Genomic DNA, 16,866 nt, shown 5'->3' on the forward strand with positions numbered 1-16,866 from the left:
ATGCTCGGACTGAACCGCAAAGACACCACGCTCCTCATCGTCGTCTTCCTGCTGACGATGCTGGCGCCCTTCCTTCTGAACCCCTTCCCCGCCGACAGCGCCATGGCGCAGTTCAACGCGGGCTACCCGGACCTGATGCAGCGCTTCGTGATCTTCGGGATCTTCGCCGTGGGCTTCAACATCCTCTTCGGCCTCACCGGCTACCTCTCCTTCGGCCACGCGGCCTTCCTCGGGGTGGGCAGCTACGCGGCGGTGTGGATGTTCAAGCTCTTTACCTTCAACGTCGTGCCGGCGATTGCCGCGGCCGTCGTGGTGGCAGGCCTGTTCTCGGTGTTGATCGGCTATGTCAGCCTGCGCCGTTCGGGGATCTACTTCTCGATCCTCACGCTGGCCTTCGCGCAGATGTCCTTCGCGCTGGCCTACTCCGTGCTGTCGAACCCGAAGTTCAACCTGACCAACGGTGAAACCGGGCTCCAGGTCTATGCCGACGATCCGCAGATCTTCGCCGTCGCGGGCTCACCCAACCTGCCGCATCTCTTCGGCCTGTCCATGCGCTCCACCTACACGATGGACGTCGGCGCGTGGTCCTTCGACTTCAACGCGGGCTACTACCTGTGCGCAGTGATCATGCTGGTGGTGTTCTACCTCTCGGTGCGGCTGTTCCGTTCGCCCTTCGGCATGATGCTGCGCGCGATCAAGTCCAACCAGCAGCGCCTGAACTACACCGGCCTGAACTCCCGCCCCTACACGCTCGCGGCCTTCGTGATCTCGGGCATGTATGCCGGGCTCGCCGGCGGCCTGCTGGCCGCGATGGACCCGCTGGCGGGTGCGGAGCGGATGCAGTGGACGGCTTCGGGCGAGGTGGTGCTGATGACGATCCTCGGCGGTGCCGGAACCCTGATCGGCCCGGTGCTGGGCGCAGGCTTCATCAAGTACTTCGAGAACATCTTCTCCAAGATCAACGACAACGTGCTGCACAGCTGGTTCGCCTTCCTGCCCGACGGGATGGAGGACTTCATGGTGACGATCATCCACCCCTTCGTGGGCAAGGGCTGGCACCTGACCCTGGGCCTTCTGTTCATGCTCGTCGTGATCTTCCTGCCCGGCGGCCTCGTGGAAGGCGGACAGCGCATCGCGCGGCTGTTCAAGCGCAACACGACGCAGACGCCCGGCAACGATCCGGAGCACCACCCCAAACCCAGCCCGCACGTGGCCGAGTAAGGAGACGCGAGAATGGGTATTCTTGAAGTCAAGAACGTCAACAAGCGCTTCGGCGGCCTGCAGGCCCTCGGGAACGTGAACCTCAGCGTGCAGGAAAACACCGTGCACGCGATCATCGGCCCCAACGGCGCGGGCAAATCCACCCTGCTCAACTGCCTCGTGGGCAAGCTGATCCCCGATACGGGCTCGGTGATGTTCGACGGGCAGTCGGTGCTGGGGCGCAAGCCGCATGAGATCAACCAGATGGGCATCAGCCGCGTGTTCCAGACGCCCGAGATCTTCGGCGATCTCACGGTGATGGAAAACGTGCTGATCCCCTGCTTCGCCCGCCGCGACGGCGCCTTCCGGATGCATGCCTTCGAAAGCGTGCAGCACGAGAAGAGCCTCAACGAGCAGGCCGAGGAAATCCTCGTGGACATGAACATGATCGAGAAACGCGACATGCACGCGGCCTCGCTCTCACGTGGCGACAAGCGGCGGCTGGAGATGGCCATGTGCCTCGTGCAGCAGCCCCGCCTGCTGCTGCTGGACGAGCCCACGGCCGGCATGGCGCGCGCCGACACCAACAACACCATCGAACTCCTGAAGGAGATCAAGGAGAAGCGCGACATCACCATGGCCATCATCGAGCACGACATGCACGTGGTGTTCTCGCTGGCCGAGCGCATCACCGTGCTCGCGCAAGGGACGCCGCTGGTGGAGGACACGCCGGAAAACATCAAGGGCCATCCCAAGGTCCAGGAAGCCTACCTCGGTCAGGCGCACTAAGGAGACGGACAGATGAACGAACGTCCAGATTTCTCGAAGAACGCCAACCACGCCGCGACGGCTCCGGCCTATTTCTCGGTCTGGGATGTGCACGCCTACTACGGCGAGAGCTACATCGTGCAGGGCATCAACTTCAACGTCCACGAAGGCGAGATCCTCGCGCTTCTGGGCCGCAACGGCGCCGGCAAGACCTCGACCCTGCGCGCCATCGCGCGGCTGGACGATCCGATGATCACCCATGGCGAGGTCTGGCTCGATCACCAGCCGCTGCACAAGATGCGCAGTCACGAGGCCGCCATCGCCGGCATCGGCCTCGTGCCGGAGGATCGCCGCATCATTCCCGGCCTCACGGTGGAGGAAAACCTGCAACTGGCCCAGATCGTGGAGCCCGTCGGCTGGTCGCTGGAACGGCTCTACGATCTGTTCCCGCGCCTGGGGGAGCGCCGCAAGCAGGAGGGCGTCACGCTCTCCGGTGGCGAGCAGCAGATGCTCGCCATCGCCCGCGCCCTGGCGCGCGACATCAAGGTGCTGCTGCTGGACGAGCCTTACGAAGGCCTTGCCCCGGTGATCGTGGACGAGATCGAGAAGACCCTGAACATCATCAAGGAACAGGGGATGACGACGATCATCGTGGAGCAGAACGCCGTGCGCGCGCTGGAACTGGCCGATCGTTCCATCATCCTGGACACCGGGCAGATCGTCTTCGACGGCACCGCCAAGGAGGTGCTTGATAACGCCGAGCTGCGCGCGGAATATCTGGCCATCTGACGCACTTACCGCCGCCCCGAAGGGAAGCGGGGCGGCCCTTCAGGGAGGAAAGCCGAACCATGACCGAGGCCGTCTACGCCCCGAGCGCGGAATTCGCCGCGCATGCCCATGCCGACAAGGCGACATACGAACAGATGTATGCCGCTTCCGTCGCCGACCCGGAGAGCTTCTGGGGCGAGCACGGCAAGCGCATCGACTGGATCACCCCCTACACCAGGGTGAAGAACACCTCCTTCGAATTCGGCAACGTGAACATCCGCTGGTTCGAGGACGGTGAGCTCAACGTCGCCGCCAACTGCATCGACCGACATCTCGAAACCCGCGGCGATCAGACGGCCATCATCTGGGAGCCGGACGACCCCGCCGACGAGGCGCTCCACATCACCTACAGGCAACTCCACGAGAACGTCTGCCGCATGGCCAACGTGCTGCTGAGCCAGGGCGTGATGCGCGGCGATCGCGTGGTGATCTACCTGCCGATGATCCCGGAAGCCGCCTATGCCATGCTCGCCTGCGCCCGGATCGGCGCGGTGCACTCCATCGTCTTCGCCGGCTTCAGCCCCGACGCGCTGGCCAACCGGATCAACGATTGCGACGCAAAGGTCGTGATCACCGCCGACGAGGCGCCGCGCGGCGGCCGCGTCACCCCGCTGAAATCCAATACCGACGCCGCCCTGCTGCATTGCTCGGACAAGGTGCGCTGCCTCGTGGTGAAGCACACCGGCGGGCAGACGACCTGGGTCGAGGGCCGCGACGTGGACGTGAAGGCCCTGATGGCCACGGCCGCGCCGGACTGCCCGCCCCGCCCGATGGGGGCGGAGGATCCGCTGTTCATCCTCTACACCTCCGGCTCGACCGGCAAACCCAAGGGCGTGGTGCACACCTCCGGCGGCTATCTCGTCTATGCGGCGATGACGCACCAATACACCTTCGACTACCACGACGGCGATATCTTCTGGTGCACCGCCGACGTGGGCTGGGTGACGGGCCACAGCTACATCATCTACGGCCCGCTCGCCAACGGCGCCACGACGCTGATGTTCGAGGGCGTGCCCACCTATCCCGATGCCGGGCGCTTCTGGGCCGTCTGCGAAAAGCACAAGGTCAACCAGTTCTACACCGCCCCCACCGCCATCCGCGCGCTCATGGGGCAAGGGCCGGAATGGGTCGAGAAACACGATCTCAGCAGCCTCAAGCTGCTGGGCACCGTGGGCGAGCCGATCAACCCGGAGGCCTGGAACTGGTACAACGAGGTCGTCGGCAAGGGCCGCTGCCCGATCGTGGACACATGGTGGCAGACGGAGACCGGCGGCCACCTTCTGACTCCCCTGCCCGGCGCGACGGCCACCAAGCCCGGTTCCGCCACCCTGCCCTTCTTCGGCGTGCAACCGGTGATCCTCGATCCCCAGACCGGCGAGGAGATCACCACCACCGAGGCCGAGGGCGTGCTCTGCCTCAAGGACAGCTGGCCCGGCCAGATGCGCACGGTCTACGGCGATCACGAGCGCTTCGAGAAGACCTACTTCTCCGATTACAAGGGCTACTATTTCTCGGGCGACGGCTGCCGCCGCGATGCCGACGGCTACTACTGGATCACCGGGCGCGTGGATGACGTGATCAACGTCTCCGGCCACCGCATGGGCACGGCGGAAGTGGAAAGCGCGCTGGTGGCGCACCCGAAGGTGGCCGAGGCCGCCGTGGTGGGCTACCCGCACGACATCAAGGGGCAAGGCATCTACGCCTATGTCACCCTGATGAACGGGATCGAGCCGTCCGAAGAGCTGCGCAAGGAACTGGAAGCCTGGGTGCGCACCGAGATCGGCCCCATCGCCAAGCCCGACCTGATCCAATGGGCGCCCGGCCTGCCGAAAACCCGCTCCGGCAAGATCATGCGCCGCATCCTGCGCAAGATCGCCGAGGATGACTTCGGCGCGCTCGGTGACACCTCCACGCTGGCGGAGCCCGCCGTGGTGGACGATCTGATCGCCAACCGCATGAACAGGCATTGACGCTTTCCCCGAGCGCGCCTGCCCCGGCAAGCGCCTCTCTCTCACGCCGGTGCTTCCCCCGAGGCACCGGCTTTTTTTTGCCGCGAGGAGGGCCTTGAACGTCAGACGAATTCGAAATCTGAATTCGCTAGGCTGGCCACGCCATCCAGATCTGCAAGCGCCCGGAGGGTGGCCTGCCCGGCAAGGAAATTCGCCTGGCTTGCGTAGGACACGTAGAACAGCGTGCCGCCGGTGAAAGCAAAGGCCGTATCCGCCGCCGAGGCCAGCCCCAGCGCGGCAACATTATCCGTGTTGAACACATCCCCGCTGAACATGCCCGCATCAAAGCGCAGCAGATCCTCTCCGGCGGTGAAATCGCGGATCCGATCCCCGTTTTCCGCGGCGTAGCCGGAAATCGTCGCGCCCGGTGCCAGCAAGGCTTCGGCGTGGTCGGAAAGATCGACGAAGGCGAAGCGATCCGCCCCGAGGCCGCCCGTCAGATCATCCGCAGCGCCGCGCCCGGTAAGAACGTCTGCCCCGTCCAGCCCACGCAGCCGGTTTGCCAGCACATCGCCCGTGATCGCATCATCGAACAGCGAGCCGTTGACGTTGTGGATCCAGCTCAGCACGTCGCCCTCGGCGTGGCCGCCACTGTTGAGCCCGCCCGAGGTGAACACGGTGACCCCGGCGTCGGAGCCGCGGTAGCCCACGGTATCTATCCCCGGCCCGCCGTGCATGAAATCGGCCCCGGCCCCGCCGATCAGCAGATCGTTGCCATCGCCGCCATCCATGAAGTCATTGCCCGCCCCCCCGAAGATGCGGTTGTCGGCATCGCCGGTGACGATGGAATCGTTGAAGGCGGTGCCCACGATCCCCTCGACGGCGCTGAAACTGTCGCCGGCCGCGGCGCCGGAATGCTGGGCGTTGCGGAAATTGATGATCACCTGCTGGCCGGCGTCTCGGTAGACGGCCATGTCGAACCCGTCGCCACCGTTGAATGCATCGCCCCCCGCGCCGCCGAAGAAACGATCATCCCCGCCGCCGCCCTCAAGCGTATCATCTCCGCCCAGCCCCACGAGCCGGTTGCTGCCCGCATCGCCGATCAGGTGATCGTCATGGGCGGAGCCGATGAGGTTCTCAATGCCGGTGAGCGTATCGCCCTGCGCCGCACCGCCGCTGCCCAGCCCGGTGCCAAGGTTGACGGTCACGCCGCTTTCGGAACGCGAATAAAGCGCCCAATCCGTGCCGGCACCGCCGTCAAGGCTGTCGAACCCACGCCCTCCGATCAGCCGGTCATTGCCGCCCGCGCCGTCCAGCGTGTCATTTCCGTCCAGCCCCCGGAGCCGGTTGTTGCCGCCATCCCCGGTGAGAATATCGTTGTGCATCGAGCCGGTGACGGCCTCGATGGAGATCAGCGTATCCCCGGCCGCATCACCGCCCGAAACCGCGCCCCCCAGATCGACGATCACGCGAAAGACGGAGTCCACGTAGGTGGCGGTGTCAAAGCCGTCGCCACCGCGCAGCACGTCGGCCCCGGCCCCGCCCTGGAGCCTGTCATTCCCGTCGCGGCCGTCGAGTTCGTCATTGTTGGCGAGGCCGTGAAGGATGTTGTTGCCCGCATCGCCATAGAGCTTGTCGGCATAGGCCGAGCCGATCAGCCCCTCGATCGACACGAATTGATCGCCGACGGCATCGCCAAGAATGCCCTGCCCGAGCGCAAGATCGACCCAGACACGGGAAAGCGCGTTGCGGTAGGAAGCGAGATCGGTGTCCGCGCCCCCGTCCAGCAGATCAGCCCCCGCGCCGCCCTCCAGCTCGTCGCGCCCGGCCAGGCCGAACAGTTGATCGCCCCCCGCGCCACCGGTCAGAACGTCGTTTCGGTTGGTTCCGTTGAAGACCGCCAGAAGCGCGCGCATGGACATCGAAAATTGCCTCACCAATCACTGAACAATCCACGCAAGGTAGCACATTTGGGCGCCTTCCCCCAAATCCGGCGCCAAGGGGCTGGCCCGAAACGCAAAAAGGGCGGCCAGACGGGCCGCCCCTCGGTGTTGCGCGATCCGACGCGGCCTACTTCAGCGCCGCATCGGTGATGGCCAGCGTGTAGGCCCCTTCCGGCGCCTTGGAGATCACCGGATCGGAGCCGCCGGCGAGCAGCGTCGCGACGGTGCGCTCGTAATCGGCCGGATCAAGCGCGCCGTTGGAGCCGGCGGTCAGCTTGGCGACCTCGCCCATCATGCGCTTCTGGTGCTTCTCGGTCTGGGCGCCGGTCTCGTCATATTCGAGCACGATCTCGGCGGCTTCATCCGGGTTTTCTTCGGCGTATTTCCAGCCCTTCATGGAGGCGGCCACGAAGCGGGTCAGCTTGTCCACTTCCGCCGGGTCTGCGAGCTTCTCTTCCATCACGTAGAGCCCATCTTCCAGCGTCGCCACGCCCTGGTCTTCGTATTTGAAGGTCACCAGGTCGTCCGGCGTCAGCCCGGCGTCGATGATCTGCCAATACTCGTTGTAGGTCATGGTGGAAACGCAATCGGCCTGCCCCTGCAGGATCGGATCGACGTTGAAGCCCTGCTTGAGCACCGTCACGCCGTCCTCGCCGCCATCGGTGGAATAGCCCAGCTGGCTCATCCAGCTCAGGAAGGGATACTCGTTGCCGAAGAACCAGACGCCCAGCGTCTTGCCGGCGAAATCCTCAGGCGAGGTGATGCCGGTGTCCTTGCGGCAGGTCAGCATCATGCCGGAGGATTTGAACGGCTGGGCGATGTTGACGAGCGGCAGCCCCTTTTCGCGGGCGGCGAGCGCGCTCGGCATCCAGTCGATCACCACGTCCGCGCCGCCGCCGGCGATCACCTGGGTGGGCGCGATGTCGGGGCCGCCGGGCTTGATGGTGACGTTCAGATCGGCCTCCTCGTAGAAGCCTTTCTCCAGCGCCACGTAGTAGCCGGCGAACTGGGCCTGCGTGACCCATTTGAGCTGAAGCGTCAGGTCGTCGGCCGCGAGGGCCCCCTGGGCTGCGAAGGCCAGCGCACCGGCCAGCGTGGTGGAAAGCAGTCTGTTCATTTTCGAACCTCCTTGTTGATGTTTTTTGTCGTTATCGTCTCTGCGACGGGTGCCAGAAGGTCACCCCCCGCTCTATCAATGCCACGGCACCATAGAAGGCCGAACCGGCCAATGCCGCAACGGTGATTTCCGCCCAGACCATATCAAGCCCGAGCCGCCCCACCTCGGTGGAGATGCGAAACCCCATGCCCTTGATGGGCGAACCGAAGAATTCGGCCACGATCGCACCGATCAGCGCCAGGGTCGTGGAAATTTTCAGCCCGTTGAAAACGAAGGGCATGGCCGCCGGGAGGCGCAGCTTCAGGAGCGTCTGCCAGTAGGAGGCCGAATAGGTCTTCATCAGGTCCCGCTGCATCGCGCTGCTTTCCTGCAATCCCTGCACGCAGTTCACCAGCATCGGGAAGAAGACCATCAAAACCACCACGGCCGCCTTGGACTGCCAGTCGAAGCCGAACCACATCACGAGGATCGGCGCGGTGCCGATGATCGGCATGGCGGCGAGGAAATTGCCCACCGGCATCAGCCCAGCCTGGAGAAACTTCGAGCGATCGATGAGGATCGCGGTGGCGAAGGCCGCCCCGCACCCGATCACGTAGCCCGAGAGCGCCCCCTTCACGAAGGTCTGCACGAAATCGCCCCACAGGATCGGCAGGCTGGCCGCGAAGGTCCCGCCGATCGTGCTCGGCGCCGGCAGGATCACCGCCGGCACCTCCAGCCCGCGCACCACGCCCTCCCAGACCACGAGGATGGTGACGCCCAGCAGGGCGGGCACGGCCAGCTTGCCGGCAAGCGTGGCGCTGGCCGGGGAATTGGCGATCCGCACCGCGAGCCAGGTGGCGGCGGCCCAGAACAGGGCTGCGATCAGAAGAGCCGTCATTGCGCCATCCCCATCTTCCGGAGGGTGATGCGCTGCAACAGCCCCACGAGCCCCACGAGACAGGCCGCCAGAAGCGCCGCCATGAACAGGGCCGACCAGATCTGGATCGTTTGCCCGTAATAGCTGCCCGTCAGCATCCGTGCGCCCAGCCCGCGAATGGCGCCGGCGGGCAGTTCCGCCACGATGGCGCCCACGAGCGCGGCGGCGATGGCCACCTTCATGGAGGCGAAGAAATAGGGCATCGAGCTGGGCAGCCGCAGCTTCCAGAAGATTTCGCCCTTGCTGGCGGAATAGGTCTTCATCAGGTCCAGCTGCATCGCATCCGGCGCACGCAGCCCCTTCACCATGCCCACGACCACCGGGAAGAAGCTCAGGTAGGCCGAGATGAAGGCCTTCGGCAGAAGCCCCTGGATCCCGACCGAATTGAGCACCACGATGATCATCGGCGCGATGGCGAGGATCGGGATCGTCTGGCTGGCGATAGCCCAGGGCATGACGCTCATGTCCATCGCCCTGCTGTGCACGATCCCCACAGCGAGCAGAATGCCCGCCACGGTGCCGATGAGGAAGCCCACCACCGTGGAGGACAGCGTGATCCAGCCGTGGAACACCAGTGAGCGCTTCGAGGTCACTTTCTTCTGGACGGTGGTCTTCCAGAGCTCGGCCACCACCTGGTGCGGCGCGGGCAGCACCGGGCGCTCCTGCGCCATCGTATCGGCGACGACCTCCCCGAAGGAAAGCGCGATTCCCGCCCGCGCGGCCTGGTCCCGCGTCCATTTCGAATTCATCTGGATCGCCGCCAGATACCAGATGGCCACGATCGCGGCCACCACGGTGAGCACGGCAAGCAGGCTACGCATGGCACGCCTCCCACTTTGTTCCGCAAATACCTTCGCCGAAGGCCACCACGCGTAGCGCGGTTTCACTTTCATGCCTCCGGCGGAGGTATTTTAAGAACAAAGTAACCAAACTTGAGTCAAATTGTATGCGCGGTACAGGCTGAGGAGCCGATGACCGTGAACGAAGTCGGTCCCTCGTCGCCGGGCCCCGGTGGCCGGCGCGGCGGGGGGCTGCTGTGGCGCGATCAGTCATCGTAGGCGTGGCCTGCGCGCAGGCCCTCCCGGACGCGGTGGGCGATGTCGAGGAACTCCGGCGTGTCGCGGATGTCCAGCGGGCGCTCGGGCGGCAGCGTGCTTTCGATCACGTCGGTGATGCGCCCCGGGCGCGGGGACATGACCACGATCTTGGTGGAGAGATAGACGGCTTCGGGGATGGAGTGGGTCACGAAGCCGATGGTTTTGCCGGTGGCGGCCCAGAGCTTCAGGAGCTGCTCGTTGAGGTGATCGCGCACGATCTCGTCCAGCGCGCCGAAGGGCTCGTCCATCAGCAGGATGTCGGCATCGAAGGCGAGCGCGCGGGCGATCGAGGCGCGCTGCTGCATGCCGCCGGACAGCTGCCAGGGGTATTTCTTCTCGAAGCCCGCGAGATCGACCAGTTCGAGCACCTTCTTTACGCGTTCGGCCTGGTCGGCCCTGGAGTAGCCCATGATTTCGAGCGGCAGGCGGATGTTGCCGCCGATCGTGCGCCAGGGGTAGAGGCCGGCGGCCTGGAAGACGTAGCCGTAGGCGCGGTTGCGGCGGGCCTCGTCGGGGCTCATCCCGTTGACGGAGATGCTGCCGCCGGTGGGCTGCTCCAGCGCGGCGATGCAGCGCAAAAAGGTCGTCTTGCCGCAGCCGGAAGGGCCGATGAAGGAGACGAACTCGCCCTTGCCGATGTCGAGGCTCACGTCCTTGAGCGCATGGACGGGGCCATCGTTCGTCTGGAAGGTGAGATCGAGGTGGTCAGCGGCGATCACGGGGGCCGTTGGGCTCTGGGCCTGTGCTACCATCATGCGGGGGACAACTTTCTGTTCTTCATTCTGGTCATTTTCGAAAGGCGATATCATGGCGGAGTGCATCAAGTTGCGGGCGGGCGGGCGCTATCACGGCAAGCAGGGTTTCGACTACTTCGAGGGCATCGCCAAACAGACGGTGGGCGCGCAGCGCATCTGCATGCATCTGCTCACGGTGCCGCCGGGCGGCCGCGCGAAGGCGCACAAGCATGACACCCATGAAACCGCGATCTACGTGCTGTCGGGCGCGGCGGTGATGTATTGGGGGCCGCGGCTCGAACACCGGATGGAGACCGTGGCCGGGGACATGATCTACATCCCCGCCGACGTGCCGCATCTGCCGTTCAATCCCGGCGACACCCCGGCCGTGGCCGTGATCGCGCGCACCGATCCCAACGAGCAGGAAAGCGTCACCCTGCTGCCCCACCTGGAGGCGCTGGTGCCGTGAGCCCTCGCTCGGGGTGCCCAAGCTGTGCGTTCTGCGTGTCATCCGGACGGCCATCCCCTCTGCCATGTCCTGCGTGTCCTGCCTGTCCTGCGTGATCGCCCCGGGGCCGACCCCGGGGCGCCCTGAATGCCCGGCCCCGCTCAGATGCCGGCCGGGATGTTCATCGGGTCGCGGGCGATCTGGCGCGGGCTGTTGAGCTCTTTCCACTTCGAGAGCGCCTTCGTGGCCGACGCGAACGGCGGCCTCGGCACGAAGCGGCCCCGGCCGGGCTGCGGCTGGCTGTTCTGCCCCCAGGCCCAGATCACGTCTCCGCGCGAGAGCGTGTAGCGCGCCTGCGCCGTCACGTTGAAGCCCTCAAAGACGTTGTAGTCCAGCACCGAGTGGTGGTTGGCGGCGCTGATCGTCTTGGAGATCTTCGGATCCCACACCACGATATCGGCATCCGCCCCTTCCACGATCGCACCCTTTTTCGGGTAGATGTTCAGGATCTTGGCGACGTTGGTGGAGGTGGCGGCGACGAATTCGTTCGGCGTCAGCCGCCCGGTTTCCACACCTTCCGTCCACAGGACCGCGAGCCGCTCCTCCAGCCCGTTGGAGCCGTTGGGGATCAGGCAGAAATTATCCTTGCCCATGAGCTTCTGCTCGCTGGTGAAGGCGGCGTGATCGGTGGCCACCACCTGCAGCGAGCCCGATTGCAGCCCCGCCCAGAGACTGGCCTGATGCTCCTTGCCGCGGAAGGGCGGGCTCATCACCCGGCGGGCGGAGTGCATCCAGTCGCCCTTGAAATACTCGCTTTCATCGAGCGTCAGGAACTGGATCAGCGGCTCGCCGTAGATGCGCATCCCCTTCTGGCGGGCGCGGCGGATGGCCTCGTGCGCCTGCTCGCAGGAGACATGGACGATGTAGAGCGGGGTGCCCACCGCATCGGCGATCATGATCGCGCGGTTGGCGGCCTCGCCCTCCACTTCCGGCGGGCGGGAATAGGCATGGGCTTCCGGCCCGGTGATGCCCTTGGCCAGCATCTCCTTCTGGAGCAGGTCCACCACGTCGCCGTTCTCGGCATGCACCATGGGCAGCGCGCCCAGTTCCTTGCAGCGCTGGAAGGAGGCGAACATCTCGTCGTCTTCCACCATCAGCGCGCCCTTGTAGGCCATGAAGTGCTTGAAGCTGTTGACGCCCATCTTCACCGCGTCTTCCATCTCGGCGAAGATCGTCTCGTTCCACCCCGTGATGGCCATGTGGTAGCCGATGTCGGCGCAGATCTGGGGCGCGGACTTGCGGTGCCATTCGTTGATGGCGTTCTTGATCGAACCGTCCTCGCCGGGCAGGCAGAAATCCACGAGCATCGTGGTGCCGCCCGCCGCCGCCGCCCAGGTGCCGGATTCGAAGGTTTCGGCCGCGGTGGTGCCCATGAAAGGCATTTCGAGGTGGGTGTGCGGGTCGATCCCGCCGGGGATCACGTAGGCCCCCTCGGCATCGATGTATTCATCGCCCTTCAGATCCTCGCCGATCTGCTTGATGACTTCGCCTTCGATCAGCACATCCGCTTTCCACGTCCGGTCCGCGGTGCAGACGGTGCCGCCCTTGATGACTTTGCTCATGGCTCACATTCCCTGTGGTTGGCGCCGCGCCCCATTCTGGGCGCTGGCTTTTTTCTCAATGGGTTGGCGGCGGATCCTCACCCTTCCGCCGGTTTGGGATCACAGACCTTTCGGCCCTCCCGGAACGGATCCTGGAAGGGCGAAAGATAGCCGCTCAGACTGCCTTCCATCACCTCGTAGTAGCAGCCGTCGGCGCCCTTCACGACCCTGGACAGATCCTGCTTGATCGGCATCAGCGCACGCGCCTGCGGCGAGATGGTGCCCTGCGTCACCTCCGGTGCGCGGGCGCAGGCGGCCAGCGCGGCAAGGGGGATGAGGGCGAGAAGTGTGACGGTCCGGTTCATTCGACGATCTCCGCGGTTTCGACTACGGCATGTAGTAGCACATCCGCGCCCGCCGTGGCCCATTCCATCGTGATCTCCTCGGCTTCATTGTGCGAAAGCCCGTCCACGCAGGGGCACATGATCATCGCCGTGGGGGCGACGTCGTTGATCCAGCAGGCGTCGTGGCCGGCGCCGGAGATGATGTCCATGTGCGAATAGCCGAGCCGCTCGGCCGCATCGCGCACGGCCTTCACGCAGCCCTCGTCGAAAGCGGGCGGATCGAACTGGCCCACGATCTCGGCGGCGAAGTCCACGCCGATCTCCGCGCAGAGCTTCGGTGCGCGCTCCAGCAGCTCGTCCACCATGCCGTTGAGCTTGTCCAGCAGATGGGTGCGCATGTCGATGGTGAAGACGACCTTGCCGGGGATGATGTTGCGCGAGTTGGGGTAGACGTCGATGTGGCCGATCGCGCCCACCGCATTGGGCTGGTTCTTCATGGCGATCTCATGAACCAGCTCGGTGATCAGCGCGAGGCCGCGGCCGGCGTTCTTGCGCATGTGCATGGGCGTAGAGCCGGTGTGGCTTTCCTTCCCCGTAACCGTGCATTCGATCCAGCGCAGCCCCTGCCCGTGGGTGACGACGCCGATGTCCTTGCCTTCCGCTTCGAGGATCGGCCCCTGCTCGATGTGCAGCTCGAACATGGCGTGCATCTTGCGCGCGCCGACCTTCTCTTCGCCCTTCCAGCCGATGCGCTCCAGCTCGTCGCCGAAGCGCTTGCCCTCCGCGTCCACGCGGTCGTAGGCCCATTCCAGCGTGTGCTTGCCGGCGAAGACCCCAGAGGCCAGCATGGCCGGGGCGAAACGGGTGCCCTCTTCGTTCGTCCAGTTGGTGACGACGATCGGATGTTTCGTCTTCACGCCCAGATCGTTGAGCGTGCGCACGAGTTCCAGCCCGCCCAGCACCCCGAGGACGCCATCATACTTGCCACCGGTGGGCTGGGTGTCGAGGTGGCTGCCCACGTAGACGGGCAAGGCCTCCGGATCGGTGCCTTCGCGGCGGGCGAACATGTTGCCGATCTCGTCCACCGCCATCGTCATGCCCGCCTCTTCGCACCATTTCTGGAACAGCTTGCGGCCCTCGGCATCGGCGTCCGTGAGGGTCTGGCGGTTGTTGCCGCCGGCCACGCCGGGGCCGATCTTGGCCATTTCCATCAGGCTGTCCCACAGGCGCTGGCCGTTGATCTTCATGTTCTCGCCGGGGGCGGGCATGAGGCTCTCCTTCCTTGTCAGGTTGCGTGTTCCGCCGCCAGGGCGGTGAGCGCGCGCAGCGCGGCCTCCGCCATCTCGGCCGGAACGAAGATGTGATCGTGGTGGTTTGCGGCGACGACGTTGGCCGGGATACCTTCTGCGGCGAGCGCGCCGGAGGCCGCCGCCGTCAGGCCCACGCCGTCGAGCGCGGAATGGACCTGAAGCGTGATCTGCGCCATCGCAAGCGCTTCGCCGGGCGCGGCGGGCAGGATCAGCGAAAGCCCCTCCTCCTCCCGGAAGGCCCCGGCCGCCCGCGCCAGAAGATCCGGGGTGAGCGCTGCGGCATCGACCGTGTGGAAGGCCCAGAGGCCGGGTTGGAGCCGTGGCGCCATCCCCGCGATCATGGCTTCGGTCCGATGCACGCGCGCCCCCATCTGCGGCCTCACTCCAGGGTTTTCAACACGTCGGCCAAGGTGCCAAACAGTTGATCTATGTGGGGTTTCTCTATGATGAGCGGCGGCGACATGGCGATGATGTCGCCGGTGGTGCGGATCAACACGCCTTTCTCGTAGCAGTCGAGGAAGGCCTGGAACGCCCGTTTCGTGGGTGCGCCGGCGATGGGTGAAAGCTCCACCGCGCCGATGAGGCCCATGTTGCGGATGTCGATCACATGGGGCAGCCCGCGCAGGGAGTGCAGCCCCTCCTCCCAGTAGGGCGCCAGTTCGGCGGCGCGCTCGAACAGGCCCTGCTCGCGGTAGGTTTCCAGCGTCGCCAGCCCGGCGGCCGAGGCGATCGGGTTGCCCGAGTAGGTGTAGCCGTGGAACAGCTCGATCATGTGCTCGGGGCCCTGCATGAAGGCATCGTGGATCTCGGCCGTGGCCAGCACGGCCCCCATCGGGATCACCCCGTTCGTCAGCCCCTTGGCGCAGGTGATGAGATCCGGCATCACCCCGAAATGCTCCGCCGCGAAGGAGGAGCCGAGCCGCCCGAAGCCGGTGATCACCTCGTCGAAGATCAGCAGGATGCCGTGCTTCGTGCAGATTTCGCGCAGGCGTTCGAGGTAGCCCTTGGGCGGCAGCAGCACGCCGGTGGAGCCCGCCATGGGCTCGACGATGACGGCGGCGATGGTTTCGGCCCCATGCAGGGCGACGATGCGCTCCAGATCCTCGGCCAGTTCCGCGCCATGTTCGGGCTGGCCGCGCGTGAAGGCGTTCTTCTCGGGCAGATGGGTGGCCGGCAGGTGATCCACCCCGGCCAGCAGCGTGCCGAAGTGGCGCCGGTTGTTGACGATGCCCCCCACGGAAATGCCGCCGAAGTTCACGCCGTGATAGCCACGCTCGCGCCCGATCAGACGGGTGCGGCTGCCTTCACCGCGCGCACGGTGGTAGGCCAGCGCGATTTTCAGCGCGGTTTCAACGCTTTCGGAGCCGGAGTTCGTGAAGAACGCGTGTTCGAACGGCTCCGGCGCCATGTCACAGAGCCTGGTGGCCAGCTCGAAAGCCTTGGGGTGGCCCATCTGGAAGGCCGGCGCGTAGTCAAGCTCTCCGGCCTGCTGACGGATGGCTTCCACGATCTTGGGCTGGTTGTGGCCCGCGTTGCAGCACCAAAGCCCGGCCGTGCCGTCGAGCACCTCGCGGCCGTCGCCCGTCTTGTAGAACATCCCGTCCGCCGAAACGAACATGCGTGGGGTTTTCTTGAACTGGCGGTTCGCGGTGAAGGGCATCCAGAACGCCGAGAGGTCGTTCGGGGCCGATTTCTGATCCAGTGCCATTGGCAGCATCCCTGTGGCTTCCCGGCTTCTTTTCTGCTGGGCCGGGTGGCGTCCGAAAATGTTTGACCATCTGGTCAAGATCACGCTAGCAGAGATGGGGTATCAGTCAAGGATTTCGCAGGCCTCCCTGCCCGTGAAATCGGCATGTGCCCTTCCCCCGTGCATCCGGTGATGCCATAGGGAGCGCGTGGCCGGCGGGGGTGGCGAGAAATTGAGCGCCGGCGCAACGGCGCAGGCGGTGAAGCGGGAACGGTCCGGGAGAAGCGGCGGTGAGAGACAAGCCCAAGCGCACGCGCATCCAGCGCAAGAACATCGAAACGATTCTCGAAGCCGCGCTGGAGGTGTTCTCGCAATACGGGTTCCGCGGCTCCACGCTCGACCAGATCGCCCAGACGGCAGGTTTGAGCAAGCCCAACCTGCTCTACTACTTCCCCTCCAAGGAGGCGATCCACGTCGAGCTTCTGAGCGAGCTGATGGACACCTGGCTCGATCCGCTGCGCGCGCTGGACGCAGGCGGCGAGCCGATCCCCGAGATCCTGGCCTACGTGGACCGAAAGCTCGAGATGAGCCGGGATTTCCCGCGCGAGAGCCGCCTGTTCGCAAACGAGATTCTGCAGGGCGCCCCACGGATCGAGGAGGCGATCAAGGGCGAGCTAAAAGAGCTGGTGGACGAGAAGGCCGCGGTGATCTCGGGCTGGATCGACGCCGGGAAGATCGCCCCCGTGGATCCCTACCACCTGATCTTCTCGATCTGGTCCCTCACCCAGCACTACGCCGATTTCGAGGTGCAGGTGCAATGGATCCTGGCGGAGCGAAGCAAAACCAGCTTCGAGGATGCAAAGGCCTATCTCGATCAGCTTTTCACCAAGATGCTGCGGACCTGACGATTTCCAAGGGGCCTGT

Annotated in this window: 16 protein-coding genes; 6 read left to right on the forward strand and 10 right to left on the reverse strand. The window is 65.3% G+C overall.

Annotated elements, in window-relative coordinates:
* Genes PSA7680_RS01570 through acs form a run of 4 tightly spaced genes read left to right on the forward strand, consistent with a single transcriptional unit; the run spans window position 1 to window position 4,766 of the window.
* Window positions 1–1,221, forward strand: coding sequence for a branched-chain amino acid ABC transporter permease (locus PSA7680_RS01570; RefSeq protein ID WP_085866910.1), 1,221 nt, complete (start codon window positions 1–3; stop codon window positions 1,219–1,221).
* Between the two features lie 12 nt (window positions 1,222–1,233).
* Window positions 1,234–1,989: an ABC transporter ATP-binding protein gene (locus tag PSA7680_RS01575; protein WP_085866911.1), complete on the forward strand. Its 756-nt coding sequence runs from the start codon at window positions 1,234–1,236 to the stop codon at window positions 1,987–1,989.
* 12 nt (window positions 1,990–2,001) lie between these two features.
* On the forward strand, window positions 2,002–2,757 hold the full coding sequence (locus PSA7680_RS01580) for an ABC transporter ATP-binding protein (RefSeq protein ID WP_085866912.1): 756 nt from the start codon (window positions 2,002–2,004) through the stop codon (window positions 2,755–2,757).
* 59 nt (window positions 2,758–2,816) lie between these two features.
* On the forward strand, window positions 2,817–4,766 hold the full coding sequence (acs, locus tag PSA7680_RS01585) for an acetate--CoA ligase (RefSeq protein ID WP_085866913.1): 1,950 nt from the start codon (window positions 2,817–2,819) through the stop codon (window positions 4,764–4,766).
* A 101-nt stretch (window positions 4,767–4,867) separates the two neighbouring features.
* Here acs and PSA7680_RS01590 read toward each other — a convergent pair whose 3' ends face one another.
* The 5 genes from PSA7680_RS01590 to PSA7680_RS01610 all read right to left on the reverse strand — a co-directional run bounded on the left by PSA7680_RS01590 (window position 4,868) and on the right by PSA7680_RS01610 (window position 10,573).
* On the reverse strand, window positions 4,868–6,667 hold the full coding sequence (locus tag PSA7680_RS01590; protein ID WP_085866914.1) for a calcium-binding protein: 1,800 nt from the start codon (window positions 6,665–6,667) through the stop codon (window positions 4,868–4,870).
* Between the two features lie 148 nt (window positions 6,668–6,815).
* Entirely contained in the window at window positions 6,816–7,805 is a 990-nt protein-coding gene (locus PSA7680_RS01595) for an ABC transporter substrate-binding protein (protein ID WP_085866915.1), read from the reverse strand.
* A gap of 31 nt (window positions 7,806–7,836) precedes the next feature.
* Window positions 7,837–8,682: an ABC transporter permease gene (locus tag PSA7680_RS01600; protein ID WP_085866916.1), complete on the reverse strand. Its 846-nt coding sequence runs from the start codon at window positions 8,680–8,682 to the stop codon at window positions 7,837–7,839.
* Window positions 8,679–9,542, reverse strand: coding sequence for an ABC transporter permease (locus PSA7680_RS01605; protein WP_085866917.1), 864 nt, complete (start codon window positions 9,540–9,542; stop codon window positions 8,679–8,681). Before PSA7680_RS01605 ends, PSA7680_RS01600 begins: the two co-directional genes overlap by 4 nt.
* Window positions 9,543–9,766: 224 nt before the next feature.
* Entirely contained in the window at window positions 9,767–10,573 is an 807-nt protein-coding gene (locus tag PSA7680_RS01610; RefSeq protein WP_085866918.1) for an ABC transporter ATP-binding protein, read from the reverse strand.
* 52 nt (window positions 10,574–10,625) lie between these two features.
* Between PSA7680_RS01610 and PSA7680_RS01615 the strand changes: the two genes are divergently transcribed.
* Window positions 10,626–11,021 (forward strand): cupin domain-containing protein, encoded by a 396-nt coding sequence (locus tag PSA7680_RS01615; RefSeq protein WP_085866919.1) that lies wholly within the window; start codon window positions 10,626–10,628, stop codon window positions 11,019–11,021.
* Between the two features lie 140 nt (window positions 11,022–11,161).
* Here PSA7680_RS01615 and hydA read toward each other — a convergent pair whose 3' ends face one another.
* From hydA to aptA, 5 genes are all read right to left on the reverse strand, one after another.
* Window positions 11,162–12,622, reverse strand: coding sequence for a dihydropyrimidinase (gene hydA / locus PSA7680_RS01620; RefSeq protein ID WP_085866920.1), 1,461 nt, complete (start codon window positions 12,620–12,622; stop codon window positions 11,162–11,164).
* 77 nt (window positions 12,623–12,699) lie between these two features.
* Window positions 12,700–12,966, reverse strand: coding sequence for a hypothetical protein (locus PSA7680_RS01625; RefSeq protein WP_085866921.1), 267 nt, complete (start codon window positions 12,964–12,966; stop codon window positions 12,700–12,702).
* Window positions 12,963–14,213 (reverse strand): Zn-dependent hydrolase, encoded by a 1,251-nt coding sequence (locus PSA7680_RS01630; RefSeq protein WP_085866922.1) that lies wholly within the window; start codon window positions 14,211–14,213, stop codon window positions 12,963–12,965. The genes PSA7680_RS01625 and PSA7680_RS01630 overlap by 4 nt, the downstream gene beginning before the upstream one ends.
* Before the next feature lie 17 nt (window positions 14,214–14,230).
* Window positions 14,231–14,614, reverse strand: coding sequence for an ACT domain-containing protein (locus PSA7680_RS01635; RefSeq protein ID WP_217808311.1), 384 nt, complete (start codon window positions 14,612–14,614; stop codon window positions 14,231–14,233).
* 20 nt (window positions 14,615–14,634) lie between these two features.
* Window positions 14,635–15,963 (reverse strand): omega-aminotransferase AptA, encoded by a 1,329-nt coding sequence (gene aptA, locus PSA7680_RS01640; protein WP_085866924.1) that lies wholly within the window; start codon window positions 15,961–15,963, stop codon window positions 14,635–14,637.
* 269 nt (window positions 15,964–16,232) lie between these two features.
* On the opposite strand from aptA, the gene PSA7680_RS01645 reads away from it, so the two are divergent.
* Entirely contained in the window at window positions 16,233–16,847 is a 615-nt protein-coding gene (locus PSA7680_RS01645) for a TetR family transcriptional regulator C-terminal domain-containing protein (RefSeq protein WP_085866925.1), read from the forward strand.
* The last annotated feature ends 19 nt before the right edge of the window (window positions 16,848–16,866 follow it).

The sequence above is a fragment of the Pseudoruegeria aquimaris genome (assembly GCF_900172235.1).
Classification (GTDB): Bacteria; Pseudomonadota; Alphaproteobacteria; order Rhodobacterales; family Rhodobacteraceae; genus Pseudoruegeria; species Pseudoruegeria aquimaris.

Coding starts and splice junctions, on each gene's coding strand:
- PSA7680_RS01570 (WP_085866910.1), top strand. CDS start 1: ATGCTCGGACTGAACCGCAAAGACACCACGCTCCTCATCGTCGTCTTC.
- PSA7680_RS01575 (WP_085866911.1), top strand. CDS start 1,234: ATGGGTATTCTTGAAGTCAAGAACGTCAACAAGCGCTTCGGCGGCCTG.
- PSA7680_RS01580 (WP_085866912.1), top strand. CDS start 2,002: ATGAACGAACGTCCAGATTTCTCGAAGAACGCCAACCACGCCGCGACG.
- acs (WP_085866913.1), top strand. CDS start 2,817: ATGACCGAGGCCGTCTACGCCCCGAGCGCGGAATTCGCCGCGCATGCC.
- PSA7680_RS01590 (WP_085866914.1), bottom strand. CDS start 6,667: ATGTCCATGCGCGCGCTTCTGGCGGTCTTCAACGGAACCAACCGAAAC.
- PSA7680_RS01595 (WP_085866915.1), bottom strand. CDS start 7,805: ATGAACAGACTGCTTTCCACCACGCTGGCCGGTGCGCTGGCCTTCGCA.
- PSA7680_RS01600 (WP_085866916.1), bottom strand. CDS start 8,682: ATGACGGCTCTTCTGATCGCAGCCCTGTTCTGGGCCGCCGCCACCTGG.
- PSA7680_RS01605 (WP_085866917.1), bottom strand. CDS start 9,542: ATGCGTAGCCTGCTTGCCGTGCTCACCGTGGTGGCCGCGATCGTGGCC.
- PSA7680_RS01610 (WP_085866918.1), bottom strand. CDS start 10,573: ATGATGGTAGCACAGGCCCAGAGCCCAACGGCCCCCGTGATCGCCGCT.
- PSA7680_RS01615 (WP_085866919.1), top strand. CDS start 10,626: ATGGCGGAGTGCATCAAGTTGCGGGCGGGCGGGCGCTATCACGGCAAG.
- hydA (WP_085866920.1), bottom strand. CDS start 12,622: ATGAGCAAAGTCATCAAGGGCGGCACCGTCTGCACCGCGGACCGGACG.
- PSA7680_RS01625 (WP_085866921.1), bottom strand. CDS start 12,966: ATGAACCGGACCGTCACACTTCTCGCCCTCATCCCCCTTGCCGCGCTG.
- PSA7680_RS01630 (WP_085866922.1), bottom strand. CDS start 14,213: ATGCCCGCCCCCGGCGAGAACATGAAGATCAACGGCCAGCGCCTGTGG.
- aptA (WP_085866924.1), bottom strand. CDS start 15,963: ATGGCACTGGATCAGAAATCGGCCCCGAACGACCTCTCGGCGTTCTGG.